Genomic DNA, 26,994 nt, shown 5'->3' with positions numbered 1-26,994 from the left:
GGTGGAGCCGTGCCCTGCCTCTACGCCACCAGCGACCTCCACGTCACCCACACCGGCAACGCGCCGCTGATCGACGAAATCCAGCCGGACTCCCCGCAGGACTGGCTGCTCGTCGCGGGGGACGTCGCCGAGCGGGCCGACGCCGTCATCGGCACCCTCGCCACGCTCAAGTCCCGCTTCGCCGAGGTGGTGTGGGTGCCCGGCAACCACGAACTGTGGACCGTCCCGCGCGACGGCGGCGAACTGCGCGGCGAGACCCGCTACCGGCACCTCGTGCAGCGCTGCCGCGACCTGGGCGTCCGGACCCCCGAGGACGACTACCTGGTCTGGCCGCACGCCGGCCGCCCGCTCACCATCGCGGCGCTGTTCCTGCTCTACGACTACAGCTGGCGCACACCCCAGGCCGAGAACGCGTCGACGGCCGAGGCGCTCGCGCAGGCCCGCGCGGCGAACGTGGTGTGCACCGACGAGTTCTACCTCGACCCGGACCCGTTCCCCAGCCGGCCGGACTGGTGCGACCACCGGCTCAAGATCAGCGAACAGCGGCTGGACGCCATCCCCGCCGACCACGGCACCATCCTCCTGTCGCACTGGCCGCTCCATCGCCACCCGACGGCGCCGCTGCGTCATCCCGAGTTCGCGCTGTGGTGCGGCACCACCCGCACCGAGGACTGGCACCTGCGCTACCGGGCCGAGGCCGCGGTGTTCGGGCACCTGCACATTCCGCGCACGACGTGGGCCGACGGCGTCCGCTTCGAGGAGGTGTCCCTGGGCTACCCGCGCGAGTGGCGCAAGCGGGCACGGGGGCCGGTCCCGCTACGCCGCATCCTCTGACCGCGGCCGCAGCGCCACCAGCGGAACCGCCGCCGCGAGCACCCCGGCTGCCACGAGGAAACCCAGCACCGGGCTTTGCCGGTACAGGCCGGTGAACACGGCGGGCGAGGCGGACATGCCGAGGAACCGCAGCGAGGTCACCACCGAGATCGCACCACTGCGCCCCGGACCGGCGCCCCCGAGCACGGTCGCGTTGACCGCGACCAGGATCAACTGCCCGCACACCCCGCCCACGGCCCACGCGATCGTCACCGCGGGCAGCGACGGGAACAGCCCGATCGAGGCGATCGCCGCCGCGCCCATCAGCAGCCCGGCAGCCAGCGCGGCCCGCGGCCCGAACCGGTCCGACGCCGTCCCGGCCAGCCGGGCGGCCACGAAGCCGGCGATGCCGTAGGCGGTCAGCACCAGACCACGCACGTCCGGTGCCAGTCCGAACAGGTCGTCCACCCGGAAGGCGACCAGGAACGGCAGCCCGGCCAGGCACGCCCAGGCCAGGAACACCACCGCGCCGGCCCACAGCACGATCGGCCGCCACGCGTCGCGCAGCTGCGTCCCCGCCGCCCCGGCCGGCTCGTCCGGCGGCAGCGGACTGGCCGTGAGGACCAGCGCGACCAGCGCGATGCCGGCGAACGCCCACCGCCAGTCGGTCTCCGCGGCCAGCCCGCCCACCAGCGGAGCCGACGTCTGCCCCAGCGCCTGCGCGGCACCGTACGCGCCGAGCGCCCGGCCGAGCCGGCTGGGCGGGGTGCTGGCGGCGAGCTTGGTCAGCAACAGGGGTGTGGTGAACGCGTTCGCCACGCCCTGCAGGCCACGGCTGATCTGGAACAGCCAGAACCACGGCGCGAGGGCCGACAGCGCCGCTGCCACGACGTAACCGGCATACGCGATCCGGATCGTCCGCCCCGGTCCCCAGCGCGCGCCGAACGTCCCGGACACGAGCATGACCAGCGCGAACGGCAGCAGGTAGGCGGTCAGCGCGGACGCCGCGGCGGCTTGCGACACGCCGAAACTGCCCGACAGCTCGGGCAGCATCGACGACACCACCCCGCCCCCGAACGGGCCGAGCAGCCCTCCGACGTACAGCGCGGCGCGGGCGGGCCGCCCGCTCACCGGCCGGCCGGGCCCGGCCCCTCCGCGCCCGGACGGCGCCGCCGCAGGTAGCGCTCGAACTCGGCGGCGATCTTCTCGCCGCTCGACTCCTCCAGGGTGATCGCCGTCTCGGCGTCGCCGCGCTCTTCCAGCGTGCGCACGTACTCGGCGATCTCCTCGTCCTCCTCGGCCATCTCGGTGACCGTCTGCTGCCACTCCTCGGCCTGCTCGGGCAGCGCACCCAGCGGGACCTCGACGTCGAGGACGTCCTCGAGCTTGTGCAGCAGCGCCAGCGTCGCCTTGGGGGACGGCGGGTGGGACACGTAGTGCGGCACCGCGGCCCAGATGGAGATGGCCGGGATGCCGGCCTGCACGCACGCGTCCTGGAGGATGCCGACGATGCCGGTCGGGCCCTGGTAGCGGCTGCGTTCCAGCCCGAACCGGGCCGCCGCCTCCGGGTCGTAGGCGGTGCCGGTGACCGGGACCGGCCGGGTGTGGGCGGTGTCGGCGAGCAGGGCGCCGAGCGTGACGACCGTGGTCACCCCCAGGTCCTCGATGTGGTCGAGCAGCTCACGGCAGAACGCGCGCCACCGCATGTTCGGCTCGGGGCCGGTCACCAGCACGATGTCCTGGTCGTAGCCGGGCGGGTGGCAGATCGCCAGGCGGGTGGTCGGCCATTCCACTCTCCGGGTGACACCGTCCACCAGGCGGACGGTGGGGCGGCTGACCTGGAAGTCGTAGTAGTCGTCCGGTTCCAGCTCGGCGAGCGGTTTGGCGTCCCAGCTGAGCTGGAGGTGCTCCACGGCGGTGCTGGCCGCGTCACCTGCGTCGTTCCAGCCTTCGAAGGCCAGAATCATGACGCGTTCCCGGGACGCGTCGTCCCCGGGGACGGACTGCTCGGGCTGCGGGGTCGCGTCGGCTGGGTCACTCACCCACCCAGCCTACGACCCCCCGGGCACGGACGAGACCGTAGCCTGGAGGTCATGTCGGATCGCTCTTCGTCACCGCTGCTGGACGCCCTCGCCGCCCGTGTGGTCGTGGCGGACGGCGCGATGGGCACGGCGCTGCAGGCGCACGACCTCTCGCTGGACGACTTCGCGGGGCTCGAGGGCTGCAACGAGATCCTGAACGTGACCCGGCCGGACGTGGTGCGCGGCATCCACCGCGGCTACCTCGAGGCCGGCGCGGACGCGGTGGAGACCAACACCTTCGGCGCGAACCTGGCGAACCTGGGCGAGTACGGGATCGCCGACCGGATCGCCGAGCTGGCCGAGGCCGGCGCGCGGCTGGCGCGGGAGACCGCCGACGAGTACGCGACGCCGCGGCGGCCCCGGTTCGTGCTGGGTTCGGTGGGGCCGGGCACCAAGCTGCCCACCCTGGGGCACGCGCCGTACGCGCAGCTGCGCGACGCCTACGCCGAGCAGGTCACCGGCCTGCTGCACGGTGGCGTCGACGCGGTGCTGGTCGAGACCTCCCAGGACCTGTTGCAGACCAAGGCGGCGATCCTGGGGGCGCGGCGGGCGATGCACGCGGCCGGGCAGGAGGTGCCGGTGATCGCCTCGATCACGGTGGAGACGACCGGCACGATGCTGCTCGGCACCGAGGTGGGGGCCGCGCTGGCCGCGCTGGAACCCCTCGGCATCGACCTGATCGGCCTGAACTGCGCCACCGGCCCGGCCGAGATGAGCGAGCACCTGCGCACGCTGTCCAGATCCGCCCGGGTTCCGCTGTCGGTGATGCCGAACGCGGGCCTGCCCGAGCTGGGCCCGGACGGCGCGGTGTACCCGCTGTCGCCGGACGGGCTCGCCGAGGCGCTGTCCGGGTTCGTGCGCGAGTTCGGCGTGGGCCTGGTGGGCGGCTGCTGCGGCACCACCGGCGAGCACATCCGGCGGCTGGCGGAGGCGGTGCGCGAGGTGGAGCGGGCGGAGCGCCGCCCGCGGTCCGAGCCGGGGGTGTCGTCGCTGTACCAGGCGGTGCCGTTCGAGCAGGACGCCTCGGTGCTGATGGTGGGCGAGCGCACCAACGCCAACGGTTCCAAGAAGTTCCGCGAGGCGATGCTCGAGGGCCGCTACGAGGACTGCGTGGAGATCGCGCGCGAGCAGACCCGCGACGGTGCCCACCTGCTCGACCTGTGTGTGGACTACGTGGGCCGCGACGGCGCGGCGGACATGGCCGAGCTGGCGGGGCGGCTGGCCACCGCGTCCACGCTGCCGATCATGCTGGACTCCACCGAACCGGCGGTGCTGCAGGCGGGGCTGGAGCGGCTCGGCGGCCGCTGCGTGGTCAACAGCGTCAACTACGAGGACGGTGACGGCCCGGACTCCCGGTTCCAGCGGATCATGCGGCTGGTGTCCGAGCACGGCGCCGCGGTCGTGGTGATGTGCATCGACGAGGAGGGCCAGGCCCGCACCGCCGAGTGGAAGGTGCGGGTCGCGAGTCGCACGATCGAGGACCTGGTGGCCAACTGGGGAATGCGCGCCGAGGACATCATCGTCGACTGCCTGACGTTCCCGATCACCACCGGCCAGGAGGAGACCCGCCGGGACGCCCTGGAGACGATCGAGGCGATCCGGGAGCTCAAGCGCCGCTACCCGGCGGTGCAGACGACGCTGGGCATCTCCAACGTCTCGTTCGGGCTCAACGCCGCCGCGCGCCAGGTGCTGAACTCGGTGTTCCTGCACGAATGCGTGCAGGCCGGGCTGACCACGGCGATCGTGCACGCGTCGAAGATCCTGCCGATGGCCCGCATCCCCGACGAGCAGCGCCAGGTGGCGCTCGACCTGGTCTACGACCGGCGGCGGGAGGGCTACGACCCGCTGCAGGAGCTGATGTCGCTGTTCGAGGGCGTTTCGGCGGCCTCCAGCCGCGCCTCCCGCGCCGAGGAGCTGGCCGCGCTGCCGTTGTTCGAGCGGCTGGAGCGGCGGATCGTAGACGGTGAGCGCACCGGCCTGGAGGCCGATCTGGACGCGGCGCTGGCCGAGAAGCCGGCACTGGACATCGTCAACGAGACCCTGCTGTCCGGCATGAAGACGGTCGGTGAGCTGTTCGGGTCCGGTCAGATGCAGCTGCCGTTCGTGCTGCAGTCGGCCGAGGTGATGAAGGCCGCCGTGGCCCACCTCGAGCCGCACATCCAGGAGCAGAGTCACGGCGACGTGCAGACCAAGGGCAAGATCGTGCTGGCCACGGTCAAGGGCGACGTGCACGACATCGGCAAGAACCTGGTCGACATCATCCTGTCCAACAACGGGTACGACGTGATCAACTTGGGTATCAAGCAGCCGATCAGCGCGATCCTGGATGCCGCGCAGGAGCACGCGGCGGACGCGATCGGCATGTCCGGGCTGCTGGTGAAATCCACGGTGATCATGAAGGAGAACCTGGAGGAGATGAACTCGCGGGAGGTCGCGGGCCGCTGGCCGGTCCTGCTCGGCGGTGCGGCCCTGACCCGCACCTACGTCGAGAACGATCTCGCCGAGCTCTACCACGGCGACGTCCGCTACGCGCGGGACGCGTTCGAGGGCCTGCGGCTGATGGACACCATCATGGCCGCCAAGCAGGGCCGGGCACCGGAGATCAGCGCCGAGGAGGCCGCGAAGAGAGCGGAGCGCAAGGCCCGCCGCGAGCGGTCCCTGCGCATTGCCGAAGCCCGCAAGTCCGCCCGAGAGCCGGAGGCCCCGATTCCCGCCCGATCCGATGTCGCGACCGACGTGCCCGTGCCCGTGCCGCCCTTCTGGGGCACCCGCGTGGTGAAGGGCATCCCGGTCGCCGAATACGCCACCCTGCTCGACGAGCGGGCCACCTTCCTCGGCCAGTGGGGCCTGCGCGGCGCCCGCGGTGGACACGGCCCCAGCTACGAGCAGCTGGTGGAGACCGAAGGCCGCCCACGGCTGCGGTACTGGCTGGACCGGCTGGCCACCGACGGGGTCCTGCAGCACGCGGCCGTCGTCTACGGGTACTTCCCGGCCGTTGCCGAGGGCAACGACCTGGTGGTGCTGTCCGAGGCGCACGCCGATGCCCCCGAGCGGGCCCGGTTCACCTTCCCGCGGCAGACGCGCGACCGGTACCTGTGCCTGGCCGACTTCTACCGGCCGCGCGAGACCGGCGAGGTGGACGTGCTGCCGCTGACCCTGGTGACCATGGGCCAGCCGATCGCCGACTACGCCAACGAGCTGTTCGCCGCCGACGCCTACCGCGACTACCTGGAGGTGCACGGCCTTGGCGTGCAGCTGACCGAGGCGCTGGCCGAGTACTGGCACCGCCGTGTCCGGCAGGAGCTGCACTTCGCCAGCGGCCGCGCGGTCGCCGACGAGGACCCGCGCGAGGTCGAGGAGTTCTTCAAGCTGGGTTACCGCGGCGCCCGGTTCTCCCTCGGCTACGGCGCCTGCCCGAACCTGGAGGACCGCGCCACCATTGTGGAGCTGCTCGGCGCCGAGCGCATCGGCGTCAAGCTGTCCGAGGAGTTCCAGCTGCATCCCGAGCAGTCCACCGACGCAATCGTGGCCCACCACCCCGAGGCCAAGTACTTCAACACCTGAGCAGAGGGAGAACCACTTGACGGACGGCCTGGCTGCCGTGCTCTGGGACATGGACGGCACGCTCGTGGACTCGGAGAAGCTGTGGGATGTGGCGCTGTACGAGTGCGCGGAGTGGCTGGGCGGCACGCTGAGCACCGAGCAGCGGCTGACCCTCGTGGGGTCCAACATGGACGCCACCGCGTCCTACCTGCTGACCGTGACCGGGCACGAACCGGCGCCCGCCGCGGTCGCCCGCACCGGCGCATGGATCCGCGACCGCACCGCGAACCTGTTCGCCGACGAGCTGCCCTGGCGGCCCGGCGCGCGCGAGGCGCTGGCGTCGGTGCGGCGGGCGGGGCTGGCGTCGGCGCTGGTCACCTCCACCGAACGGGCGCTGACCGAGCTGGCGCTGAACACGATCGGCCGGGACTTCTTCGACGCCACCGTCTGCGGTGACGAGGTCGGCGGCCGCAACAAGCCGGACCCGGAGCCCTACCTGCGCGCGGCGCGGCTGCTCGGCGTGGATCCGGCGCGTTGCGTGGCCGTCGAGGATTCCCCGCCGGGCGCCGCGTCGGCGGCGGCAGCGGGCTGCGTCGTCCTCGTGGTGCCCAACGACGTCTCCGTGGCACCCGGGCCGCGGCGGGTGTTCCGCACCTCGCTGGCCGGGGTGGACGCGGACACCCTCGCCGCGATCCACGCCGGGGTGTGACCTGTCCGCCGGCAGCGGCGGGCCGGGTCGTTGCGGCCGGGACACGGATGGAAGGATCTACAGACCGTGAAGACCTTCGACGAGCTGTTCGCCGAGCTCACCGAGCGGGCCCGCACCCGGCCCGCCGGGTCCGGCACCGTGGTGGCGCTGGACGCCGGCGTGCACGCCCAGGGCAAGAAGGTGCTCGAAGAGGCCGGTGAGGTCTGGATCGCCGCCGAGCACGAGTCCGACGAGCGGCTGGCCGAGGAGATCTCCCAGCTGCTGTACCGGGTGCAGGTGCTGATGCTCGGTCGCGGGCTGACCACCGAGGACGTGTACCGCTACCTGTAGCGGGCGCGAGGAACGAACGAGGAGTGAGGGCATGCTGCGGGTTGCGGTGCCGAACAAGGGAGCGCTGGCCGGGCCGGCGTCGGAGATGCTCGGCGAGGCCGGATACCGCCAGCGGCATGAGCAGCGTGACCTGACCGTCCTCGACCCGACCAACGAGGTCGAGTTCTTCTTCCTGCGCCCCAAGGACATCCCGATCTACGTCGGCTCGGGTGAACTGGACCTGGGGATCACCGGCCGTGATCTGGCGCTGGACTCCGGCGCGCCGGTCGAGGAGGTGCTCGCCCTCGGCTTCGGCGGCTCCACGTTCCGCTACGCGGCACCGGCCGGGCAGGACTGGAAACCGGCCGACCTGCACGGCAAGCGGCTGGCGACGTCGTACCCGAAGCTGGTGCGTGACGACCTGGCGAGGCACGGCGTCGAGGCCGAGGTGATCCGGCTCGACGGCGCGGTGGAGATCTCGATCCAGCTCGGGGTCGCCGACGCGATCGCCGACGTGGTCGGCTCGGGCCGCACGCTGCGCCAGCACAACCTGGTCGCGTTCGGTGACCCGATCTGCGTGTCCGAGGCGGTGCTCGTGCAGCGGGCCGGGAGCGACGCAGTCAAGGCCAAGTCGCAGCTGACCGCACGGCTGCAGGGTGTCGTGTTCGCCCAGCAGTACATGATGCTCGACTACGACTGCCCGCGTTCCCTGCTGGAGCGGGCCGTCGCGATCACCCCGGGTCTCGAGTCGCCGACGGTCGCGCCGCTGGCCGACGCGGACTGGGTCGCCGTGCGGGCGATGGTCCCGCGCAAGAAGGTCAACCAGATCATGGACGAGCTCGCCGAGGTCGGCGCGAAGGCGGTGCTCGCCTCCGACATCCGGTCCTGCCGGCTTTGACCGGCGGTGTCCTGCCGGCGTTCGCGCCGATCTGGGCACTGACCGGACTGGGGTACCTCCTCGGCCGCTTCCGGGTGCTCGGCGAGCGGGCCGAGGAGGTGCTGACCAGGTACGTCTTCGCGGTAGCCATGCCGGCGGTGCTGTTCAGCACGATGCTGGACACGCCGCTGACCGCACTGGCCAACCCGGGTGCGATCGCGTTCCTCGCCGGCACCGTCGTGGTGGGTGGCATCGGGTTCACGCTCGGGCGGTGGGTGTTCCGGCGCAAGCCGGCGGAGTGGGCGGTCACCGGCATGGCTTCCTGCTACACCAACGCGGCGAACCTGGGCATCCCGGTGACGATGCAGCTGTTCGGCAGCTCCGCGTTCACCGTGGTGCTGATCCTGTTGCAGACGCTGGTGCTGATGCCGTCGCTGCTCGCGCTGCTGGAAAGCGACGCGCACACGCCCGGCCGGTCGCGGTGGCGGGCACTGGTGGCGTTGCCGGTGCGCACCCCGGTGATCGCCGCGTCGCTGCTCGGCGTGCTGTTCCGGGCGAGCGGGCTGCACCTGCCGGCCCTGGCGGCCCAGCCGCTGCACCTGATCGCCGGCGCCGGCGTCGGCACCGCGCTGGTGGTCCTGGGGATGTCGCTCACCTCCGGCGGCCGCGCCCCCCTCGGCGGCGGGACCCGGCGGACCGAGCTCGCGACCGTGGTCGCGCTCAAGCTCGTCGCCCAGCCCGCGATCACCCTTGGTGCCGGGCTGCTGCTCGGGGTGCCGCACCCGGCGCTGGCGGTCGCGGTGGTGTGCGCCGGCCTGCCCACCGCGCAGAACGTGTTCATCGCGACCAGCCAGTACGCGCTGGACAGCAGGTTCGTGCGGGACTGCGTGCTGGTGTCGACCCTGCTGGCGATGGGCTCGTTGTCCCTGCTCGCCTGGCTGGTCGCGGGGATCGGCTAGGGCTCCAGGTCCAGCGCCGCGGCGAACGAGCCGTCCATGTGGAAGGGCGTGGACTGGTGCTGGTGCGCGATCAGCCAGCGGCCGCGCTCCCGGCGCAGGCACACGGTCGACCGGAACCACAGCGTGAACGGCCCGGCCGCGCCCGCCGGAACCGCGGACATCCGGTTCAGGCTCGCGCAGAAGGCGAGGTCGCCGCGCACGGTGATCCGCGGGTCCCGTACCTCGTAGTCGACCGGGCCGGCGAACCCGGCGAACCAGCCCCGCAGCGTGGCCGGGTCGCGCAGTTCGTCCGGGCCGTGGGCCAGCGGGGGCGCGAGCGTGAAGGCGACGATGTCCGGGGCGTACCGCGCGACCACCGCGTCGGCGTCCCCGGCCCGCATCGCGGCGGCCTGCTCCTCGATGACGGCGCGGATCTCGTCCTGCTCGTCGATGGTGCTCGTCATGGCTGCTCCTGTCGCTAGGGTGGTGAGTTCACCGGGGACGTCGAAGCCGCCGCGGCGGTCTCGACATCCCGGGTGCACGGTGTCCCGTGCGGAGTGTCCCGGCGGACCGGGGGAGGGCCCATGAGGTTCCTGGTGCTGATCTACCACAACGCGGCGTCCCAGGAGGTGTGGGAACGCCTGACCGACGAGGAGAAGCGCGAAGGCCTGAAGGCGTACGAGGCGCTCGGCCGCGACCTCGCCTCCTCCGGGGAGCTGGTGGCGTCGTCGTCGCTGGCGCCGCCGGAGACCGGCAAGCGGGTGCTGGTGCGCGACGGGCAGATCGTCGCGGGTGACGGTCCCTTCGCCGAGGTCAAGGAGCAGCTGGCCGGGTTCTACGTGCTGGACTGCGACAGCCTCGACCGGGCGGTGGGGTGCGCGGCGCGGATCCCGGAGGCGGCGCTGGGGCTGGTCGAGGTGCGGCCGACGCAGGACCTGAGCGTGTTCCTGCCGTGAGCGACCTGCTGCGGGAGCTGGCGCCGCAGGTCCTCGCCGCGCTGGTCCGCCGCTACGGCGACTTCGGCACCTGCGAGGACGCGGTGCAGGAGGCGCTGCTCGCCGCCGCGACGCAGTGGCCGGCCCAGGGGATGCCGGCCAACCCGAAGGGATGGCTGATCACCACCGCGTCCCGGCGGCGGATCGAGCTGTGGCGCGCCGACACCGCCCGCCGGCGCCGCGAGGAGAACGCCGCGCTGCTGACGCCGCCGGATCCGGAGCCGGTGGCGGCGGTGGACGACACGCTCACCCTGCTGATGCTGTGCTGTCATCCGTCGCTGACGCCGGCGTCGCAGGTGGCCCTGGCACTGCGCGCGGTGGGTGGGCTGACCACGGCGGAGATCGCGCGGGCCTTCCTGGTGCCGGAAGCCACGGTGGCGCAGCGCATCAGCCGCGCCAAGCACCGCATCAGGGCGGGTGGGGCGCGGTTCCGGCCGCCCACGCCGGAGGAGTACCCGGCGCGGCTGGCGGCGGTGCTCAACGTGCTGTACCTGATCTTCACCGAGGGGCACACCGCGAGCGCGGGGGAGGAGCTGCACCGCGCGGACCTGACCGGTGAGGCGCTCCGGCTGACGCGGCACCTGCACGCGCGTCTGCCGGACGAGGGCGAGGTGTCCGGCCTGCTCGCGCTGATGCTGCTGACCGACGCGCGGCGACCCGCGCGCACGGATGCGGGCGGCGCCCTGGTCCCGCTCGCCGAGCAGGATCGGGCGCGCTGGGACCGGGCGATGATCGCCGAGGGCCTCGAACTCCTCGGGCGGGCGTTGCGCACCGCGCCCATCGGGCCCTACCAGCTGCAGGCCGCGATCGCCGGGGTGCACGCCCAGGCGGAGCGGGCGGCGGACACGGACTGGCGGGAGATCGCCGGGCTCTACGAACTGCTCGCCGTGGTGGCGCCCGGCCCGATGGTGACGCTGAACCGGGTCGTCGCGGTGTCCGAGGTGGACGGTCCGGACGCCGGATTGCGGGAACTGGCCGTGGCGGAGGCGGATCCGGCGCTGGCGGGGCATCACCGGGTCGACGCGGTCCGCGGGCACCTGCTGGAGCGGGCCGGGAACCGGCCGGCGGCCCAGGCGGCGTACCGGGCCGCGGCGCGGCGGACGTCGAGTGTGCCGGAGCGGCGGTACCTGGAGGAACGGGCCCGGGCCTGCGGCCCGCGCGATGTATAACGCCCTATACGGCATTGCCTGGTACGAACCAGCGTGGTCTGGTCCGCACGAGAGCACGCGGGACCCCGCGCAGGATCAGAGGTGAAGGCGTTTTCCGCGCCGGGCTAGCCGCGCGGGCGCTTGGGCATCAGGTCGTACAACTTCTTGCGCGCCCCGTTGTCGTTCTGGTTGCGGGCGTGCGCGACCTGGGTGATGAAGTCCTCGAACACGAAATCGTCCTCGGGAACCGGGGCTGACGGGCCCTGCCGGGCCAGATGCCCGTCCAGCACCGCGGCGATCTCCCGGAACGCCACCGCCTGCGTGGTCTCCGGAGCGAAGGTGGTGACCGGCATGCCGTGCGCGGCGGCCTCGTTCATCACCACGCCCAGCGGTACATGGGCCAGCAGCGGATAGCCGAACTGCCGCAGCTGCTCCAAGGCCGCCACTGCGTACCCCGACATCGGCCGCCGGTACAGGCCCGGCACCACGCCGAAGTAGGGAATGGGTGGCCGGTTGAGCGCCTGCTGCACGAAGTGGAGCTGGTCGTTGAGCAGCCGCAGCGCCCGGATGCTCGTCCGGTCCGGCTGCACCGGCACCAGGATGCCGTGCGTCGCCGCCAGCGCGTTGTTCGTCAGCACGTCCAGCGCCGGCGGGCAGTCGATGATGACGTGGTCGTAGTTGGCGAACTGCACGACGCGTGCCAGCTGCCAGCCCGGCACCCGGAACTGGTCGAGCCTGCGCACGAGGTCGAACATGCCGGGCGAGGTGGGGATCACGTCGAATGCGCCGCCCGGACCGATGTTGCTGCGCCGGTGCGGCACGATCAGCTCCTCGACCGGGCCCTTCCAGGTTTTGGTCAGCGCCTTGGCCAGGCTCGGCGCGTGCGCCGGCACCTCATCCAGGCCGAGCATCTCCGTGGTCGCGTGACCCTGCGGGTCGAGGTCGATCAGCAGCACCCGCCGGCCGCGTTCGGCCAGCGCCGCGGCCGCCCCGACGCTCAGCGCCGTCTTGCCCACGCCGCCCTTCTGGTTGACCACCGAGGTGATCTGCACTCGAGCGCTCCCAGGTCGATCGATCCTCGCCGCAGCGTAATCGATCTCCCGTGACCCGCGGGGGACGGTCATGGCCGTCAGCGTGTCCGCACCATGAGTGCCTGCGCGCCCTGACCCACCGGTCCGCGCACGTCGGACAGCGTGCTGGTGGCCGTGCCGACCCCGGCCGGGCCGATCGCGGTGCGGGCGTCCAGGGCCATCCACTCGCCGACCGGCGCGCGGCGCAGGTGCACGGTCAGCTCGCTGTTGATGAACCACCAGCGCGCCGGGTCGAGGAAGTTCGACGCGCCGTTGCCGGTGTCGGCGACCGCGAACAGCCGCTGCAGCGGCGTCGGCTTCTCACCGGCCACCAGCTCGACCCGCTGCCGGCCCCACACCCACGCCGGCCCGGGCTCGGCCGGCGACCCGGCGATGCCCCGCCACTCCATCGCGCCGAGGTAACCGCCCGGGCGCCAGCTGTCCGGCCACGACGCCGGTGCGCAGTCCTCAGGAGACGGTGGGGCCTGCTCCTCGGTCGCCACCGCCGTGCTGTCGGATTCGGTGATCCACCACGCCGAAGCACGCGCCACGGCCCGCGTGCCGTCGTGCAGTTCGGCGCCGAGCAGCTGGACCGACCGCCCCGGCCGCTCGATCCCCGCCCGCACGGACAGCTCGGTCAGCGGTGCGGGACCGAGGATCTCGACGGTGACCCGCGCCAGCAGCCCAGGCCGGTCGGTCACCAGTCCTTCCAGCGCGCGGGCGAGCAGGGCCGAGGGCGGCCCGAAGTGCTGTGCGTCCGGTGTCCAGGGGCCGGCGGTGTGCTCGGTCGGCTGGTACCGGTCGCCGCCCAGCGGCAGGTAGAAAGCGCTCTCCGTCATCCCTGTCCCGGTCATCCCTTCCCCGGTCATCCCTGTTCCGTCCCTCGCGTCCGTCATCTCAGTCCGCCCGGTCCAGTGCCGTCTCCACGCCAGGGTCCGGCTCCGGCCAGCCCGGGTACTCCGGCGGGGTACCGCCGAACGACGGGCACAACGACTGGTGCGCGCACCAGTCGCACAGCCGGCTCGGACTGGGCCGGAAGTCGCCGGTGCGGCCGGCCTTGAGGATCGCCTGCCAGATCGCCTCCAGCGTGCGCTCGAACCGGCGCAGCTCCGCCTCGTCCGGTGTGTAGGCCAGGGACTGGCCGTCGGTCAGGTACATCAGCTTGAGCTGACGCGGCACCACGCCACGCAGCCGCCACAGCACCACGGCGTAGAACTTCATCTGGAACATCGCCTTGGCCTCGCCGATCTCCCGCGGCGCGGCCCCGGTCTTGTAGTCCACCACGCGGATCTCGCCGGTCGGCGCGACGTCCAGCCGGTCGACGTACCCGCGCAGCCGGACCCCCGACTCCAGTTCGAGCTCGACGTGCAGCTCGCACGCCTCGGGATCGAACCGGCGCGGGTCCTCCAGCTGGAAGTAGCTGTCCAGCAGCTGGGTGGCGGACTCGAGCCAGCCGTCGATCTCCGCACCGTCGGCACCGCCGAACAGCTCGGCCCACCCGGGGTTGTCCGCCGCCAGCTCGCTCCAGGTGGGCGAGAGCAGCCCGCGGGCGCGGTCGGGGTCACGCTCGGACCTGGGCAGCGCGAACAGCCGCTCCAGGACCGAGTGCACCAGCGTGCCGCGCAGCTGCGCCCTGGTCGGCACCTCCGGCAGGCGGTCCACCGCGCGGAAGCGGTACAGCAGGGGGCACTGCTTGAAGTCGCTGGCCCGGGAGGGGGACAGCGCGGGGCGGCGCACGCCGAGCTGGGGTTCCGTGGTCGCCGTCTGAGCCATACCCCGCACCCTAGAGCAGGGGTACGACAAGATCGTGATGCCGCGCGCACCCGCGGGTCACCGTTGCCTGACACCACACGCTCTACCCTGTCCGGCATGACCGCGACCGGCGAGCACGGGCGAAACCAGCCGAGGCGGGTGCTGACCACCGCCGACGGCGGCCTGCTGCTGTTCCGGGTCCAGGACGTGCCGGTGCTGCTCGCCCCGTCCTGGTGGATCGGCTCGCTGGTGGTCGTCGTGCTCTACCAGCCGCTCGTCGACCGGCTGCTGCCCGGGGCGACCGCCGCGGTGTCCTGGGCGCTGGCCGCGGCGTTCGCCGTGCTGCTCGGCCTGTCGGTGCTGGCCCACGAGCTGGGCCATTGCGTGGTGGCGCTGCGGATGGGGATCCCGGTGCGGCGGCTCCGGCTGTTCCTGCTCGGCGGGCTGTCCGAAGTGGCCCGCACACCCCGCAAACCGGGGCAGGAAGGGCTGATCGCGGCCGCGGGCCCGATCGTGTCGATCCTGCTCGCGGCGTTCTGCGGGCTGTTGCTGTTCGCCGTGCCGGCGGAGGGCGCGGTGTGGCTGGTCGTGGCCGAGTGTGCGGTGGCCAACCTCGCGGTCGGCCTGTTCAACCTGCTGCCCGGCCTGCCGCTGGACGGGGGGCGCATGCTGCGCGCCGGGGTCTGGGCGCTGACCGGGCGGCGGGCCGGCGGCACGCGGGCGGCCGTCGCCGGCGGCGGGATCGTCGCCGCCGGGCTGCTCGTGTGGGCGATGGCCGGCATGGTGTCCGGCACCGAGGACCGGTGGCTGCGGCTGGGCGTGTGCGTGGTGACCGCGTGGTTCGTCGCGGTGGGCGCGGCGTCCGAACTCGCCGCGGAGGCCGGCCGCGGGTGGCCGGAGGGGCTCGCGGTGACCGAGCTGACCCGCCCGGTGCTGCAGCTGCCCGCGGAGAGCCCGGTCTCCGACGCGCTGGAGGCTGCCGCCGGCCGTGGTGTGGTGCTCGTGCGCGCGGACGGGGTCGCGGCCGGCCTGCTCGACGAGGCGGCCGCGCAGCGGCTCGCCGAGACCTCGCCGCACGCGCCGGCGGAACTGGCCGCGGAACCGATCCGCGCCGAGACCGTCCTGCTGGCCTCGGAGCCGGGGGAGGAGATCGCCGAGCGGGTCCGGGAGACCGCGGCCTGGCAGTTCCTCGTGGTCGACGACGAGGGCCGTCCGTCCGGGGTGCTGCGCCGGGCGGACCTGCGGTCGGCGCTGTCGGCCCGGCGCGGGCGCTGAACGGCCCGTCTGCGAAGATTCAGCGCTGCGTTCGTTGTGATGCGAGGAGTGTGGAAGTGCAGGTGAGCGGGCCGTTCCGTCCGGGCGACAGGGTGCGTCTGACCGATCCGAAGGGGCGGAACTACACGCTGGTGCTCGCCGAGGGAGAGGAGTACCACACCCACCGCGGCGCGCTGCGGCACGACGACCTGATCGGCAAGCCCGAGGGGTCGGTGATCACGTCCGTGGGCGGCACCGCGTACCTCGCGCTGCGGCCGCGGCTGGCCGACTACGTGCTGTCCATGCCGCGCGGTGCGCAGGTGATCTACCCCAAGGACGCGGCGCAGATCGTGATGTGGGGTGACATCTTCCCGGGTGCGCGGGTGCTCGAGGCGGGCGCCGGCTCGGGCGCGCTGACCTGCTCCTTGCTGCGCGCGGTCGGCCCGGAGGGCAGCGTGCTGTCCTACGAGGTGCGCGAGGACCACGCCGAACACGCGGTCAAGAACGTGGAGCGGTTCTTCCACGAGCGGCCGGCCAACTGGACGCTCACAGTGGACGACCTGCGCAACCACACCGGCGAGGTCGACCGGGTGGTCCTGGACATGCTGACGCCGTGGGAGGTGCTCGACACCGTCCACCGCAGCCTCGTCCCGGGCGGGGTACTGGTCGTCTACGTCGCGACGGTGACGCAGCTGTCGCGGGTCACGGAGGCGCTGCGGGAACAGCAGTGCTGGACCGAGCCGGAGTCGTGGGAGAGCCTGGTGCGGCCCTGGCACGTGGTGGGGCTGGCGGTGCGCCCGGAACACCGGATGGTCGGGCACACCGCCTTCCTGCTCACCACCCGCCGGCTGGCGGACGGGGTGACCCCGCCGCGGCCGCAGCGCCGGCCGAGCCGCGGCTGAGGTCGAGCGTCAGCTGCCGAGCCGGTCGCCGAGGTAGCACCAGACGCCGCCCTCGTTGGCGAGGCCGAGGTCGAAGTCGTTGGTGCCGCCGGGGCCGACCGCGTGGACCGGCACGTAGGCGGTGTCGCCCGCCACGTCGGGGCTGCCGGTGACCGTCACGGTGATGCCGGACGGGATCGGCGGCACCTGCTGCGGTTTGCTCGCGCACACCATGTCCTGCAGCGTCGCCTTGTCCCCGGTGTTGTAGGCGGTGGCGATCGCCTGCGCGGCCTCCTCCGGGCTCGGCTTCGCACCGGGCACCGCGGTGCCCTTCGGCGTGGAGGCCGAGGTGCGCGAGCTGCTGGCCGGACCGGAGCTGGACGCCGGGGCAGGGGCGGCGCCGGTGGCCGGAGCGGCGGTGCTGCCGGTGTCGCCGCCGTTGCTGAGCAGCAGGATCGCGGTGACCGCGCCGGCGACGACGACCACCGCGGCGATCGCGATGCCCACGATCAGCCCGGTCTTCTTCTTCGGCGGCTCACCGCCCGGGCCGCCCGCGAACTGCGGGGTGGCGTACGGGTCCTGGCCGAAGGGCTGCGTGGCGCCGGGGAACGCGGGCGCCGGGGTCTGCGGGTAGCCCGGCTGCCCGCCCTGCGGATAACCGGGTTGCCCGCCCTGGGGGTATCCCGGCTGCTGCGGCCCGCCCTGGGGGTGGCCGCCGCCCGGCTGCTGCCCCCAGGGACCCGGGCGGCCCTGCGGGCCGTAGGGGCCGGGCGAGCCGTGGGGCCCGGGCGGTTGCGGCGGGTAGGTCATGATCGGGTCGCCCTTCGTGGATGGGTTGGCTCAGGATCCGTCGACGCACCAGTGCGAACCCTGCCGTTTCACCGGAATCTTCGCATCTCGGCGGTCACCGGTGCCGCGCAGCTCGGCCGGCGCCCACTCCGGCCGCAGGCTGGGTACTTCGCCCGGAGTGGCCCCCGGGAGTGGACCGATCCCCAGATCGGCGCGGGGCGACGGCCGGCGCATCCCCGGGGTCCACGGGCCGGCCGCCTGGGCCGTGCGGCGGACGGGTCACGGACGTCTCCTCGTGCACGGTGGGTGTCCGCCCGCCTTGGACGCGCCGGGACGGCTTCCGGTTTCGTCCCGATCGGGAGCGGGGCCGGTGGTGGCCCGGGCGGGGGAGGACCCGATCTCGGCGGTGCGACCTGGCGGCGCGGATCCGGTGTGGTGGCGCGGAAAGCGCTGGGGTTTGAAGCATGAGGCGAGGGGGAAGACGCTCTGTGAACGTCCGGTAAAGCCTTGGTTGGGTGGTCGTCACATGAGTGAATCGCTCACCGCCCGGATGGCCGCTGGTGGCCGCCGGGTGGTCACTTTCCGTGGTTTTTCGAGCGGTTCGCCGACCGCCGGGCGGGACGCCGGTGTAACGGTTCTGTCCGCATTCGTGATGCGACGCGCCGATCCTGTGATGCGGATAGGGCTTTTCATGTCGGTGATCGCCGGTACCGTGGGTTAAAAGCACTCCGAGGAGGTGCCGACATGCAACACGACCTTCCCGGAGGTCGGCACGAGGACGCCGACCCTTCTGAGATCAGTGGAGCTGGAACGACGGCGGACGAGCAGGCGCGGCAGGTCCGCTTCCTGGAAGAGGAAGTGGCGCTGCTGCGGCGCAAACTAACCGAATCACCCCGTCAGAACCGGGTGCTGGAGCAGCGTCTCGCCGAGGCGTCGGAGCGGGTCGCCCAGCTCACGGAGCGGAACAACAAGCTGGTGGAGACCCTCCGCGAGGCACGGGGACAGCTCCTCGCGCTGCGTGAGGAGGTCGACCGGCTCGCCCAGCCCCCGAGCGGGTACGGCGTGTTCGTCACCGCGTACGAGGACAACACCGTCGACGTGTTCACGGCCGGCCGCAAGATGCGGGTGTCCGTGTCCCCGGCGGTGGAGGTGGAGTCCCTCCAGCGCGGTCAGGCCCTCCGGCTCAACGAGGCCCTGACCGTGGTCGAGGCGGGCGATTTCGAGCTCACCGGCGAGGTCTGCTCGCTGCGTGAGGTCCTGTCGCCGGCCACGGACAGCGGCAGTGCCCGCGCCCTGGTCGTCGGGCACGCCGACGAGGAGCGGGTGGTCTGGCTGTCCGATCCGCTCGCCGCGCAGACGCTCAAGCCGGGCGACTCGCTGCTGGTGGATTCGAAGGCGGGTTACGCCTACGAGCGGGTGCCCAAGGCCGAGGTCGAGGACCTGGTGCTGGAGGAGGTCCCGGACGTCCGGTACGAGGACATCGGTGGCCTCGGGCGGCAGATCGAGCAGATCCGCGACGCGGTCGAGCTGCCGTTCCTGCACGCCGACCTCTACCGGGAGTACGAGCTGCGGCCGCCCAAGGGTGTTCTGCTCTACGGCCCGCCCGGCTGCGGTAAGACGTTGATCGCGAAGGCGGTCGCCAACTCCCTGGCCAAGAAGGTGGCCGAGGCGCGCGGCGACGGCAACTCCAGCGAGGCGAAGTCGTACTTCCTCAACATCAAGGGCCCGGAGCTGCTCAACAAGTTCGTCGGCGAGACCGAGCGGAGTATCCGCCTGATCTTCCAGCGGGCTCGCGAGAAGGCGTCCGACGGCACGCCCGTCATCGTGTTCTTCGACGAGATGGAGTCGATCTTCCGCACGCGCGGCAGTGGTGTCTCCTCGGACGTGGAGACCACGATCGTGCCGCAGCTGCTGGCCGAGATCGACGGTGTCGAGGGGCTGGAGAACGTCATCGTCATCGGCGCCTCCAACCGGGAGGACATGATCGACCCGGCGATCCTGCGGCCCGGCCGGCTGGACGTGAAGATCAAGATCGAGCGGCCGGACGCCGAGGGCGCGAAGGACATCTTCTCCAAGTACCTGCGGCCGGGACTGCCGATCCATGCCGACGACCTCGCCGAATTCGGCGGGGACGAGCAGGCCACGGTCGACGCGATGATCCAGAACACCGTCGAGCGCATGTACGAGGAGACCGACGAGAACCGGTTCCTCGAGGTCACCTACGCCAACGGTGACAAGGAGGTCCTGTACTTCCGGGACTTCAACTCGGGCGCGATGATCCAGAACATCGTGGACCGGGCGAAGAAGGCGGCGATCAAGTCGGTCCTGGAGACCAAGCAGCCCGGGCTGCGGGTGCAGCACCTGCTCGACGCGATCGTCGACGAGTTCGCGGAGAACGAGGACCTGCCCAACACCACCAACCCGGACGACTGGGCCCGGATCTCCGGCAAGAAGGGCGAGCGGATCGTCTACATCCGCACGCTCGTCACCGGCAAGAACCAGGAGTCCGGCCGCGTCATCGACACGGCCACCAACACCGGCCAGTACCTGTAACCAGGCAGGTCCGGGAGGCCGCCGACCACACGGTCGGCGGCCTCTCCTTGTTTTCGGCATCGGTTGCGGCCCGACGGCGCCGGCGTGTTCGATGGGCCCGGCGGCCGTATAACGGCCTATACTGCTGCCCATGACCGAGCCCACGGCCGAGCCTCGCGCCCCGATCACCGAAGCCGATGTCCTGACCTGGCTGGAGGAGACCGCAGAAGCGGTCCGGGCCCACGAGATCCCCGCGGCGGAGCTCATCCGGCTGCTGGGGGAGTTGCGGCGCGCGTCGGCGGCCTGTGCGGACGCCTCGGACTGGGTGCTGCTGGCCGCGCGCGAGGAGGGGGCGAGCCTGCGGCAGATCGCGCCGGTCTTCGGCAAGGGTTATGTGCGGGCGCCGGCGGCGCGACTGGAGAAACTGCACCGGCAGGCGTTGAACTCGGACCAGTGGCTGGAGATCCTTCGCCAGCGATCGTCAGGTGTATAACGTTCTATACGTCGCGGCCTGCTAGCGCGACGAACGCGCCGCCGCGAAAAACCCGCACGGAAAGGACAGTCTGCTGCGCATCGGACTCGGCCTGGCGGCCCTCGGCCGGCCCGCCTACATCAACCTCGGCAGAAGCACTGAGCTCCCGGTCCGCCGGGACGTGCGGAGCATGCGGGAGGCAACCTTCGCGGTGCTCGACGCGGCCTACGCGGCCGGCGTCCGCTGGATCGACGTGGCCCGCTCCTACGGCCGCGCCGAGGAGTTCCTCGCCGACTGGCTGGCCGAGCGCGGGCACCGGGACGTCGGAGACCTCGGCGCCGTCAGCGAACGTGCTGGTCGTGGTGGCCTCACGGTGTCCAGCAAGTGGGGCTACACCTACGTCGGCGGCTGGCGCATGGACGCCACGATGCACGAGGTCAAGGAGCATTCCGCCGGCGTGTTTTCCCGCCAGTGGACCGAAAGTCGCGCGCTGCTGGGATCCGCGATCAGCCTCTACCAGGTGCACTCGCTCACCGTGGACAGCCCGCTGTTCACCGACGAGGCGCTGCAGCGGGCGCTGGCGGCCCTCAGCGACGACGGGGTGCGGGTCGGGTTCTCCACCTCCGGCCCGGCTCAGGCGGCGACGATCCGGCGGGCGTTCGAGCTGGAGGTGGCCGGGCGGCCGGTATTCTCGGCCGTGCAGTCCACCTGGAACCTCCTCGAGCCGTCCGCCGGACCGGCCCTGGCGGAGGCACACGCCGCCGGGAACCTGGTGCTGGTGAAGGAAACCCTCGCCAATGGGCGTCTCGTGGTGGAGCCGCCGCCCGCGATCAGCCGCCTGGCACAACGGTTCGGCGTCGGGCCCGACGCCGTGGCGGTCGCGGCCGTGCTCGCGCAGCCATGGGCGGACATCGTCCTGATCGGCCCGTCCAGCCCGCAGCAACTGGCCGCGAACCTCGCCGCATCCACCGTCGTGCTGCCGCCGGGTGAGCTCGCGGCGCTGCGCGGGCTGGCCGAACCCGCGCAACGCTACTGGGATCGGCGGTCCTCGCTGCAGTGGCAGTGAGCGCTTGCATTAATCTCAGCGCCCACAACGCATACTGAAGGGAACGTCACCGTGCGTCATGGAGGGATGGTGGTCCTGGCCGCGGTCGTGCTGACCGGGCTTACCGGGTGCGCGGATCGCCCGAACGACCTCGAGACCTACTACGACAAGCCGGCGGGTGCGGGCAGCTCGTCCCCGGTGCCCCCGGCGACCTCGTCCAGCGTCCCGGTCGAGCAGGCGTCCGCGAACGGCCCGGTGAACCACATCGCCCAGGACGTGGCGGCGGCGGTGCTGACCAAGACGGACCTGGCGAGCGAGGGCGTCCGGGAGGCGGCCGCCCGCGCCGCCGACGGTTCCTGCTTCGACGCGGTGCCCGCTGGCGACCCCCGTGGCTCGACCTGGCTCTACAGCAGCGGTTCCACGCTCACCCAGCAGGTCACCGGCTATCTGGACCGGAGCGCGGGGGACGTGCTGGCACACGTGGCCTGCGGCGGGCAGGCCCTGACAGTGCCGCGCCCCGCGGGTGCGCAAGCCGTGCGTGCCTGGTGCGACGGCACCACCTGCACGCTCCTGCTGGCGGGCGGGCACGTGCTGTCGGGCCTGCAGATCACCGCGAGCACGCAGAACCGCGCCGCGGAGGCCCTCAAGACCCTGGCCCCCCGTGCGGCGGGGAAGCTGCCCCAGAGCTGAGGTCCTGCCCCGGAAAGCCTTGTCCGCGCCGGCGGAACCACTCCCGGATCGCGTACCTGCCGTCGGGCACGAAAGGGCTTTCCGGGTCTTCGGCCCAGGCCCGCAGTCCGGCCAGGGACATCCAGCGGCCGGAGACGATCTCCTCCGGCTGGTGCGCGATGAGGCCGTCCCAGCGCACCTCGTAGGCGAAGTAGTGGCACCGCACCGGCGGCTGCTCGAACGTGAACAGCGGTGCCAGCGGAACGCCGCGCACCCCGAGCTCCTCCGCGAGCTCCCGTTCGGCCCCCTGCTCAGGCGTTTCGCCGGCGGCGAAGACCCCGCCCGCCCAGCAGTCGTGCAGACCCGGGAACACGTCCTTGTCCGGTGCGCGGCGGTGGACGTAGACCCGGGAACCGTCGCCGGAGCGCACCAGCACCAGCGTCGCGGCGTGCCAGAGACCGTGCGCGCGCATCTCGGCGCGGCGCACCCGGCCCACCACCGTCCCCGCCGCGTCGTAGTGGGCCACCAGTTCGTCCGCGTCGCGCGCCATCACGGCCAGCATCCCAGAGGCCGTGCTGCACTGTGCTTCACCTGGTCGCAACCGGTAGCCACCTCACCGTTGCGGCCCGGGACCCGTAGGCTTGGGACATGCGGCGGATCATGGGAACCGAAGTCGAGTACGGCATCGCCGTGCCGGGCGACGCGACGGCCAATCCGGTACTGACATCGACGCAGGTCGTGCTGGCCTACGCGGCGGCCGCGGACATCCCGAGGGCACGTCGTGCGCGGTGGGACTACGAGGTCGAGTCGCCGCTGCGCGACGCCCGGGGCTTCGACCTGGCCGGACCGGGCGGTCCGGGCCACGACCCGGACGTGGAGGACCTCGGAGCGGCCAACGTCATCCTGACCAACGGCGCCCGGCTCTACGTCGACCACGCGCACCCGGAGTACTCCGCGCCCGAGGTGACCAACCCGCGGGACGGGGTCATCTGGGACAAGGCGGGGGAGCGGGTGATGGAGGAGGCCGCGATGCGGGCGGCCACCGTGCCCGGGCAGCCGCCGTTGCAGCTGTACAAGAACAACGTCGACGGCAAGGGCGCCAGCTACGGCACCCACGAGAACTACCTGATGTCCCGGTCCACCCCGTTCACCTCGGTGATCGGCGGGCTGACCCCGTTCTTCGTGTCGCGGCAGGTGGTCACCGGTTCGGGTCGCGTGGGCCTCGGGCCGCAGGGCGAGGAGGCCGGTTTCCAGCTGTCGCAGCGCTCGGACTACATCGAGGTCGAGGTCGGCCTGGAGACGACGCTGAAACGGGGGATCATCAACACCCGCGACGAGCCGCACGCCGACGCCGACAAGTACCGGCGGCTGCACGTCATCATCGGGGACGCGAACATGGCCGAGTACTCGACGTACCTCAAGCTGGGCACCACCGCGCTGGTGCTGGACATGATCGAGGCCGGGCAGCGGTTCGACGACCTGAAGCTGGACGAGCCGGTGCGCGCGGTGCACCAGATCAGCCACGATCCGACGCTGAAGACAAAGGTGTCGCTGGCCAACGGGCGCAAGTTCACCGGGCTGGACCTGCAGTTCGCCTATCACGAGCTGGCCGCGGCGCACCTGGAGCGCACGGGCGGGGACGCGGTGTCGAAGGAGGTGCTGCGGGTCTGGGGTGAGATCCTGGACGCGCTCGCCCGGGACCCGGCGGAGTGCGCCGACCGGCTGGACTGGCCGGCGAAGCTGCGGCTGCTGGAGGGTTACCGGCAGCGTGACAACCTGGGCTGGGCGGCGCCGCGGCTGCACCTGGTGGACCTGCAGTACTCGGACGTGCGGCTGCAGAAGGGCCTGTACAACCGGCTGGTGGCCCGCGGCTCGATGAAGCGGCTGGTCACCGAGGAGGAGGTGCAGGCGGCGATCACGAACCCGCCGGAGGACACCCGCGCCTACTTCCGGGGGCGGGCGCTGGAGAAGTACGCCACCTCGATCGCGGCCGCGTCCTGGGATTCGGTGATCTTCGACGTGGGCAAGGAGTCCCTGGTCCGCATCCCGACGCTGGAGCCGCTGCGGGGCACGAAGGCGCACGTCGGGCGCCTTCTGGACGAGTCGGCGACGGCGGAGGAGCTGGTCGAGGCGCTCACCGGTTCCGACTGACCGCAGCGGGAAAACCACCGATTGTCGTTGTCTCTGGGTAGGCTAGGGGCAGGACTCACCGGGAGGCGAGATGGCTCAGGAGAAGATCGAGAAGCACGGTGGCGGCGGCTCCGACGACGAGGTCGAGGGTGGTGCCCCGGCCGGCCAGGAACGCCGCGAGAAGCTGGGTGAGGACGTCGACACGATCCTGGACGAGATCGACGACGTGCTCGAGGAGAACGCCGAGGACTTCGTGCGCGCCTACGTGCAAAAGGGCGGCGAGTAGCCGCTCACCGGCGGCCATTAGGGTGGTCGCACTGAGTAGCTTGTAGTGCCGGTTGTCGTGTTCCCGCTGGTTTCCGGCCCGCGGGAGCACCACACTTCGTCGATGGGAACCACGAGCACGTATGGAACACACCTCGGGCCCCACGGGCTCCGCGCTGCCCGCTGCCTTCTTCTCGAGCACGACGTCGTCGTTCGCCGAGTTCCTCCGCATGCAGGCGCCTGACCTGCTGCCGGGTCGCCGGCAGCTGCCGAACTCCGGGGCGGGCGAGCTGGATGCCCCGCACGGCACCACGATCGTGGCCGTGTCGTTCGCCGGTGGTGTGCTGATCGCCGGTGACCGCCGGGCCACCTCGGGCAACCTGATCGCCTCCCGCGACATGGACAAGGTGCACGTCACCGATGCCTACTCCGCGGTGGGCATCGCGGGCAGCGCCGGTATCGCGCTGGAGCTGGTGCGGCTCTACGCGGTGGAGCTGGCGCACTACGAGAAGATCGAGGGCGTTCCGCTGTCGCTGGACGGCAAGACGAACAAGCTCGCCACGATGGTGAAGGGCAACCTGGACGTGGCGATGGCGGGCCTGGCGGCGCTGCCGTTGTTCGTCGGTTACGACATCGAGGCCGACGACCCGAAGCGGGCCGGGCGGATCGTGTCCTACGACGTGACCGGCGGCCGGTACGAGGAGCGTGCGGGTTACCACGCGATCGGGTCGGGGTCGTTGTTCGCGAAGTCGTCGCTGAAGAAGCTGTACGACCCGGACGCCGACGAGGAGACCGCGGTGCGCACCGCGATCGAGGCGCTGTACGACGCGGCCGACGACGACAGCGCGACGGGCGGGCCGGACCTGGTGCGCCGGATCTTCCCGACGCTGGTGACGATCACCGCCGAGCGCGGCTCGGTGCGGCTGCCGGACGAGCAGTCCGCCGCGGTGGCGGAGGCGGTCGTCGAGGGCCGGGCCGAGCAGGCCACGCGCGGCCGGACCTGACCGCGGGCGCCTGACGCCGAAGTCCCCCTTCCTTCGAACACCTTTGGAGCCTGACCGTGACGCTGCCGCTGTACGCCTCTCCCGAGCAGTTGATGCGCGAGCGCTCGGAGCTCGCGCGCAAGGGCATCGCGCGCGGCCGGAGTGTGGTCGTGCTGAAGTACCGCAGCGGTGTGCTTTTCGTGGCGGAGAACCCGTCGACCACGCTGCACAAGATCTCCGAGATCTACGACCGGATTGGGTTCGCGGCGGTCGGCCGCTACAGCGAGTACGAGAACCTGCGGGTGGCGGGTATCCGGCACGCGGATCTGAAGGGCTACCAGTACGACCGCCGTGACGTGACGGCGCGTGCCCTGGCGAACGCCTACGCGGCGACGCTGGGCAGTATCTTCACCGAGCAGCTCAAGCCGTACGAGGTGGAGCTGTGCGTGGCCGAGGTGGGGTCGACGCCGGAGGAGGACCAGCTGTTCCGGCTGACCTACGACGGGTCGATCTTCGACGAGCCGAGGTACGTCGTGACCGGTGGGCAGACCGAGCCGGTGGCGAACAAGCTCAAGGAGATCTACTCCGACGGCCTGGAGCTGCGGGACGCGCTGAAGGTCGCGCTGGACGCGCTGCGGGCGGTGAGCAACAACGGGGACAGCGCGCCGCTGAAGTTGGAGGTGGCGGTGCTGGACCGGGATCGGCCGGGCCGGAAGTTCCGCCGGATCCAGGGCGCGGCGTTGGACGCGCTGCTGCCCGAGCAGCCCGCGGATGCCGGTGATGCGAAGCCGGAGACGCCGGAGAACGACGAGACGCCGCCGGCGAGCTGACACTGCTCGGGAAGGCCCTCGGGACTGCGGTTCCGGGGGCCTTGTCGCGTCCGGCTCCCGATCAGCTCCAGTGCGCGGGGTGCGTGAGCGCCTCGGGCAGGCGGGTTGTGACGTCGCCGCGGGCGGCGTTGACCTGGGCCTGGGTGAGGAACAGGCCGGCCGTCAGGTCGGCGCCTGCCAGGTTCGCGCCGCGGAGGTCGGCGCCGATCAGGTCGGCCTGGCGCAGGTCGGCGCGGCGCAGGTCGGCCCCGATCAGGTACGCGCCGCGCAGGTTGGCGTCCCGGAGGTCGGCTCCGCGCAGTTTCGCACCGATGAGGTCGGCTCCGCGGTGGTTCTTCCCGCGCGTGCCCCTGGTCAGCTCGCTCGCCTGCAGCAACAGGCTGTTCACCCGGTCGCGGTGCGCGGTCACGTCGAGCGCGGCCAGGTCCGCCGGTCCGCCGCGGGCCAGCTGGTCGGTCTCGTCCAGTGCGGCGCGCAGCGCGTCGTGGATGGGGCGCGCGGCGGGCAGCCGGAGTGCCTCGGTGAGGTAGTACAGCAGTTCGTGCAGCTGCCGCATCACCGGGAAGGCGTCGAACATCGGCTGCCGCAGCTCGGGCGACTGGCGCCAGTCGCGGCCGCCGAAGGTGTCCTGGGAGAGGCGCTGACCGGCGCCGAAGCAGTCGAAGACAGTGCAGCCGGCGAACCCCTCCGCGCGCAGGCGGGAGTGGATGCCGCAGCGGAAGTCGGCGAGCAGGTTGGTGCAGGGGGTGCCCGCGGGCTTGTCGACGGCGAAGTCGGCGGAGGCGGCGAACGGCAGCGCGACGCAGCACAGGCCGACGCAGCGGGAGCAGTCGGCTCGCAGCTCGTCGCCGGTCACGGTTTCGGATCACCCCTGTCGCAGTCCCATCCGACTCTATCGGGTGGTTCCGGC

28 protein-coding genes are annotated in these 26,994 nt (G+C 72.2%); 19 read left to right on the top strand and 9 right to left on the bottom strand.

Features of this window, described 5'->3' with window-relative positions; all coding sequences use genetic code 11:
* The first annotated feature begins 9 nt into the window (after window positions 1-9).
* Window positions 10-834 (top strand): metallophosphoesterase, encoded by an 825-nt coding sequence (locus FHX45_RS02340; protein ID WP_167096379.1) that lies wholly within the window; start codon window positions 10-12, stop codon window positions 832-834.
* Here FHX45_RS02340 and FHX45_RS02335 read toward each other — a convergent pair.
* Together FHX45_RS02335 and FHX45_RS02330 are read right to left on the bottom strand one after the other, a co-directional pair.
* Complete coding sequence (locus FHX45_RS02335; RefSeq protein WP_167096378.1) at window positions 817-1,944, bottom strand: MFS transporter; 1,128 nt, start codon at window positions 1,942-1,944, stop codon at window positions 817-819. The genes FHX45_RS02340 and FHX45_RS02335 overlap by 18 nt on opposite strands.
* Window positions 1,941-2,855, bottom strand: coding sequence for a PAC2 family protein (locus FHX45_RS02330; protein WP_167096377.1), 915 nt, complete (start codon window positions 2,853-2,855; stop codon window positions 1,941-1,943). Before FHX45_RS02330 ends, FHX45_RS02335 begins: the two co-directional genes overlap by 4 nt.
* Window positions 2,856-2,906: 51 nt before the next feature.
* Between FHX45_RS02330 and metH the strand changes: the two genes are divergently transcribed.
* The 5 genes from metH to FHX45_RS02305 all read left to right on the top strand — a co-directional run bounded on the left by metH (window position 2,907) and on the right by FHX45_RS02305 (window position 9,291).
* Window positions 2,907-6,458 carry a methionine synthase gene (gene metH / locus FHX45_RS02325; RefSeq protein WP_167096376.1) on the top strand — a complete coding sequence of 1,184 codons (3,552 nt, stop codon included), beginning with the start codon at window positions 2,907-2,909 and terminating at the stop codon, window positions 6,456-6,458.
* A 16-nt stretch (window positions 6,459-6,474) separates the two neighbouring features.
* Window positions 6,475-7,146 (top strand): HAD family hydrolase, encoded by a 672-nt coding sequence (locus FHX45_RS02320; RefSeq protein WP_279588834.1) that lies wholly within the window; start codon window positions 6,475-6,477, stop codon window positions 7,144-7,146.
* A gap of 66 nt (window positions 7,147-7,212) precedes the next feature.
* Window positions 7,213-7,476 carry a phosphoribosyl-ATP diphosphatase gene (locus FHX45_RS02315; RefSeq protein ID WP_167096375.1) on the top strand — a complete coding sequence of 88 codons (264 nt, stop codon included), beginning with the start codon at window positions 7,213-7,215 and terminating at the stop codon, window positions 7,474-7,476.
* A 31-nt stretch (window positions 7,477-7,507) separates the two neighbouring features.
* Entirely contained in the window at window positions 7,508-8,353 is an 846-nt protein-coding gene (gene hisG, locus FHX45_RS02310; protein ID WP_167096374.1) for an ATP phosphoribosyltransferase, read from the top strand.
* Window positions 8,350-9,291, top strand: coding sequence for an AEC family transporter (locus tag FHX45_RS02305; protein ID WP_167096373.1), 942 nt, complete (start codon window positions 8,350-8,352; stop codon window positions 9,289-9,291). The genes hisG and FHX45_RS02305 overlap by 4 nt, the downstream gene beginning before the upstream one ends.
* Here the strand turns inward: FHX45_RS02305 and FHX45_RS02300 are convergent.
* Complete coding sequence (locus FHX45_RS02300) at window positions 9,288-9,734, bottom strand: YybH family protein (RefSeq protein WP_167096372.1); 447 nt, start codon at window positions 9,732-9,734, stop codon at window positions 9,288-9,290. The two genes, FHX45_RS02305 and FHX45_RS02300, sit on opposite strands and share 4 nt — an antisense overlap.
* A 120-nt stretch (window positions 9,735-9,854) precedes the next feature.
* On the opposite strand from FHX45_RS02300, the gene FHX45_RS02295 reads away from it, so the two are divergent.
* Together FHX45_RS02295 and FHX45_RS02290 are read left to right on the top strand one after the other, a co-directional pair.
* Complete coding sequence (locus FHX45_RS02295) at window positions 9,855-10,226, top strand: YciI family protein (protein WP_167096371.1); 372 nt, start codon at window positions 9,855-9,857, stop codon at window positions 10,224-10,226.
* Window positions 10,223-11,434, top strand: coding sequence for a DUF6596 domain-containing protein (locus tag FHX45_RS02290; protein ID WP_167096370.1), 1,212 nt, complete (start codon window positions 10,223-10,225; stop codon window positions 11,432-11,434). Before FHX45_RS02295 ends, FHX45_RS02290 begins: the two co-directional genes overlap by 4 nt.
* Before the next feature lie 104 nt (window positions 11,435-11,538).
* Here the strand turns inward: FHX45_RS02290 and FHX45_RS02285 are convergent, their stop codons facing one another.
* From FHX45_RS02285 to FHX45_RS02275, 3 genes are all read right to left on the bottom strand, one after another.
* Window positions 11,539-12,465 (bottom strand): AAA family ATPase, encoded by a 927-nt coding sequence (locus FHX45_RS02285; RefSeq protein WP_167096369.1) that lies wholly within the window; start codon window positions 12,463-12,465, stop codon window positions 11,539-11,541.
* A gap of 77 nt (window positions 12,466-12,542) precedes the next feature.
* Complete coding sequence (locus tag FHX45_RS02280; RefSeq protein ID WP_167096368.1) at window positions 12,543-13,322, bottom strand: thioesterase family protein; 780 nt, start codon at window positions 13,320-13,322, stop codon at window positions 12,543-12,545.
* A gap of 58 nt (window positions 13,323-13,380) precedes the next feature.
* Window positions 13,381-14,256, bottom strand: coding sequence for a RecB family exonuclease (locus FHX45_RS02275; protein ID WP_167096367.1), 876 nt, complete (start codon window positions 14,254-14,256; stop codon window positions 13,381-13,383).
* 96 nt (window positions 14,257-14,352) lie between these two features.
* On the opposite strand from FHX45_RS02275, the gene FHX45_RS02270 reads away from it, so the two are divergent.
* A complete protein-coding gene (locus tag FHX45_RS02270) occupies window positions 14,353-15,510 on the top strand; it encodes a M50 family metallopeptidase (RefSeq protein ID WP_208405772.1) in 1,158 nt (385 codons plus the stop codon).
* A gap of 56 nt (window positions 15,511-15,566) precedes the next feature.
* On the top strand, window positions 15,567-16,391 hold the full coding sequence (locus tag FHX45_RS02265; RefSeq protein ID WP_167096366.1) for a tRNA (adenine-N1)-methyltransferase: 825 nt from the start codon (window positions 15,567-15,569) through the stop codon (window positions 16,389-16,391).
* Window positions 16,392-16,400: 9 nt separating this feature from the next.
* Here the strand turns inward: FHX45_RS02265 and FHX45_RS02260 are convergent, their stop codons facing one another.
* Window positions 16,401-17,180: a hypothetical protein gene (locus tag FHX45_RS02260; RefSeq protein WP_167096365.1), complete on the bottom strand. Its 780-nt coding sequence runs from the start codon at window positions 17,178-17,180 to the stop codon at window positions 16,401-16,403.
* A 505-nt stretch (window positions 17,181-17,685) separates the two neighbouring features.
* Here FHX45_RS02260 and FHX45_RS02255 point away from each other — a divergent pair.
* The 5 genes from FHX45_RS02255 (at window position 17,686) to FHX45_RS02235 (ending at window position 21,898) form a co-directional block, all read left to right on the top strand.
* Window positions 17,686-17,880, top strand: a complete 195-nt coding sequence (locus FHX45_RS02255; RefSeq protein ID WP_167096364.1) for a hypothetical protein — start codon at window positions 17,686-17,688, stop codon at window positions 17,878-17,880.
* 23 nt (window positions 17,881-17,903) lie between these two features.
* Window positions 17,904-19,712, top strand: coding sequence for a proteasome ATPase (arc, locus tag FHX45_RS02250; protein ID WP_167096363.1), 1,809 nt, complete (start codon window positions 17,904-17,906; stop codon window positions 19,710-19,712).
* Between the two features lie 130 nt (window positions 19,713-19,842).
* Entirely contained in the window at window positions 19,843-20,184 is a 342-nt protein-coding gene (locus FHX45_RS02245; RefSeq protein ID WP_167096362.1) for a hypothetical protein, read from the top strand.
* 169 nt (window positions 20,185-20,353) lie between these two features.
* Window positions 20,354-21,229 (top strand): aldo/keto reductase, encoded by an 876-nt coding sequence (locus FHX45_RS02240; RefSeq protein ID WP_243868905.1) that lies wholly within the window; start codon window positions 20,354-20,356, stop codon window positions 21,227-21,229.
* A 66-nt stretch (window positions 21,230-21,295) separates the two neighbouring features.
* Window positions 21,296-21,898: a hypothetical protein gene (locus tag FHX45_RS02235; RefSeq protein ID WP_167096361.1), complete on the top strand. Its 603-nt coding sequence runs from the start codon at window positions 21,296-21,298 to the stop codon at window positions 21,896-21,898.
* Here FHX45_RS02235 and FHX45_RS02230 read toward each other — a convergent pair.
* Complete coding sequence (locus tag FHX45_RS02230; RefSeq protein ID WP_167096360.1) at window positions 21,852-22,427, bottom strand: NUDIX hydrolase; 576 nt, start codon at window positions 22,425-22,427, stop codon at window positions 21,852-21,854. The two genes, FHX45_RS02235 and FHX45_RS02230, sit on opposite strands and share 47 nt — an antisense overlap.
* A gap of 98 nt (window positions 22,428-22,525) precedes the next feature.
* Here FHX45_RS02230 and dop point away from each other — a divergent pair, with 98 nt between their 5' ends.
* The 4 genes from dop (at window position 22,526) to prcA (ending at window position 26,084) form a co-directional block, all read left to right on the top strand.
* Window positions 22,526-24,028, top strand: coding sequence for a depupylase/deamidase Dop (gene dop / locus FHX45_RS02225; protein WP_167096359.1), 1,503 nt, complete (start codon window positions 22,526-22,528; stop codon window positions 24,026-24,028).
* A 70-nt stretch (window positions 24,029-24,098) separates the two neighbouring features.
* Window positions 24,099-24,293: a ubiquitin-like protein Pup gene (locus tag FHX45_RS02220; protein WP_017982463.1), complete on the top strand. Its 195-nt coding sequence runs from the start codon at window positions 24,099-24,101 to the stop codon at window positions 24,291-24,293.
* A gap of 121 nt (window positions 24,294-24,414) precedes the next feature.
* Window positions 24,415-25,275 (top strand): proteasome subunit beta, encoded by an 861-nt coding sequence (gene prcB / locus FHX45_RS02215; RefSeq protein WP_167096358.1) that lies wholly within the window; start codon window positions 24,415-24,417, stop codon window positions 25,273-25,275.
* Window positions 25,276-25,331: 56 nt separating this feature from the next.
* Window positions 25,332-26,084, top strand: a complete 753-nt coding sequence (prcA, locus tag FHX45_RS02210; protein ID WP_167096357.1) for a proteasome subunit alpha — start codon at window positions 25,332-25,334, stop codon at window positions 26,082-26,084.
* 61 nt (window positions 26,085-26,145) lie between these two features.
* Here prcA and FHX45_RS02205 read toward each other — a convergent pair whose 3' ends face one another.
* Window positions 26,146-26,940 (bottom strand): pentapeptide repeat-containing protein, encoded by a 795-nt coding sequence (locus FHX45_RS02205; protein ID WP_167096356.1) that lies wholly within the window; start codon window positions 26,938-26,940, stop codon window positions 26,146-26,148.
* Window positions 26,941-26,994: the final 54 nt, after the last annotated feature.

It is taken from the genome of Amycolatopsis granulosa (assembly GCF_011758745.1).
GTDB classification, from domain to species: Bacteria; Actinomycetota; Actinomycetes; order Mycobacteriales; family Pseudonocardiaceae; genus Amycolatopsis_E; species Amycolatopsis_E granulosa.
This window is presented reverse-complemented; position numbering and strand designations above follow the sequence as displayed.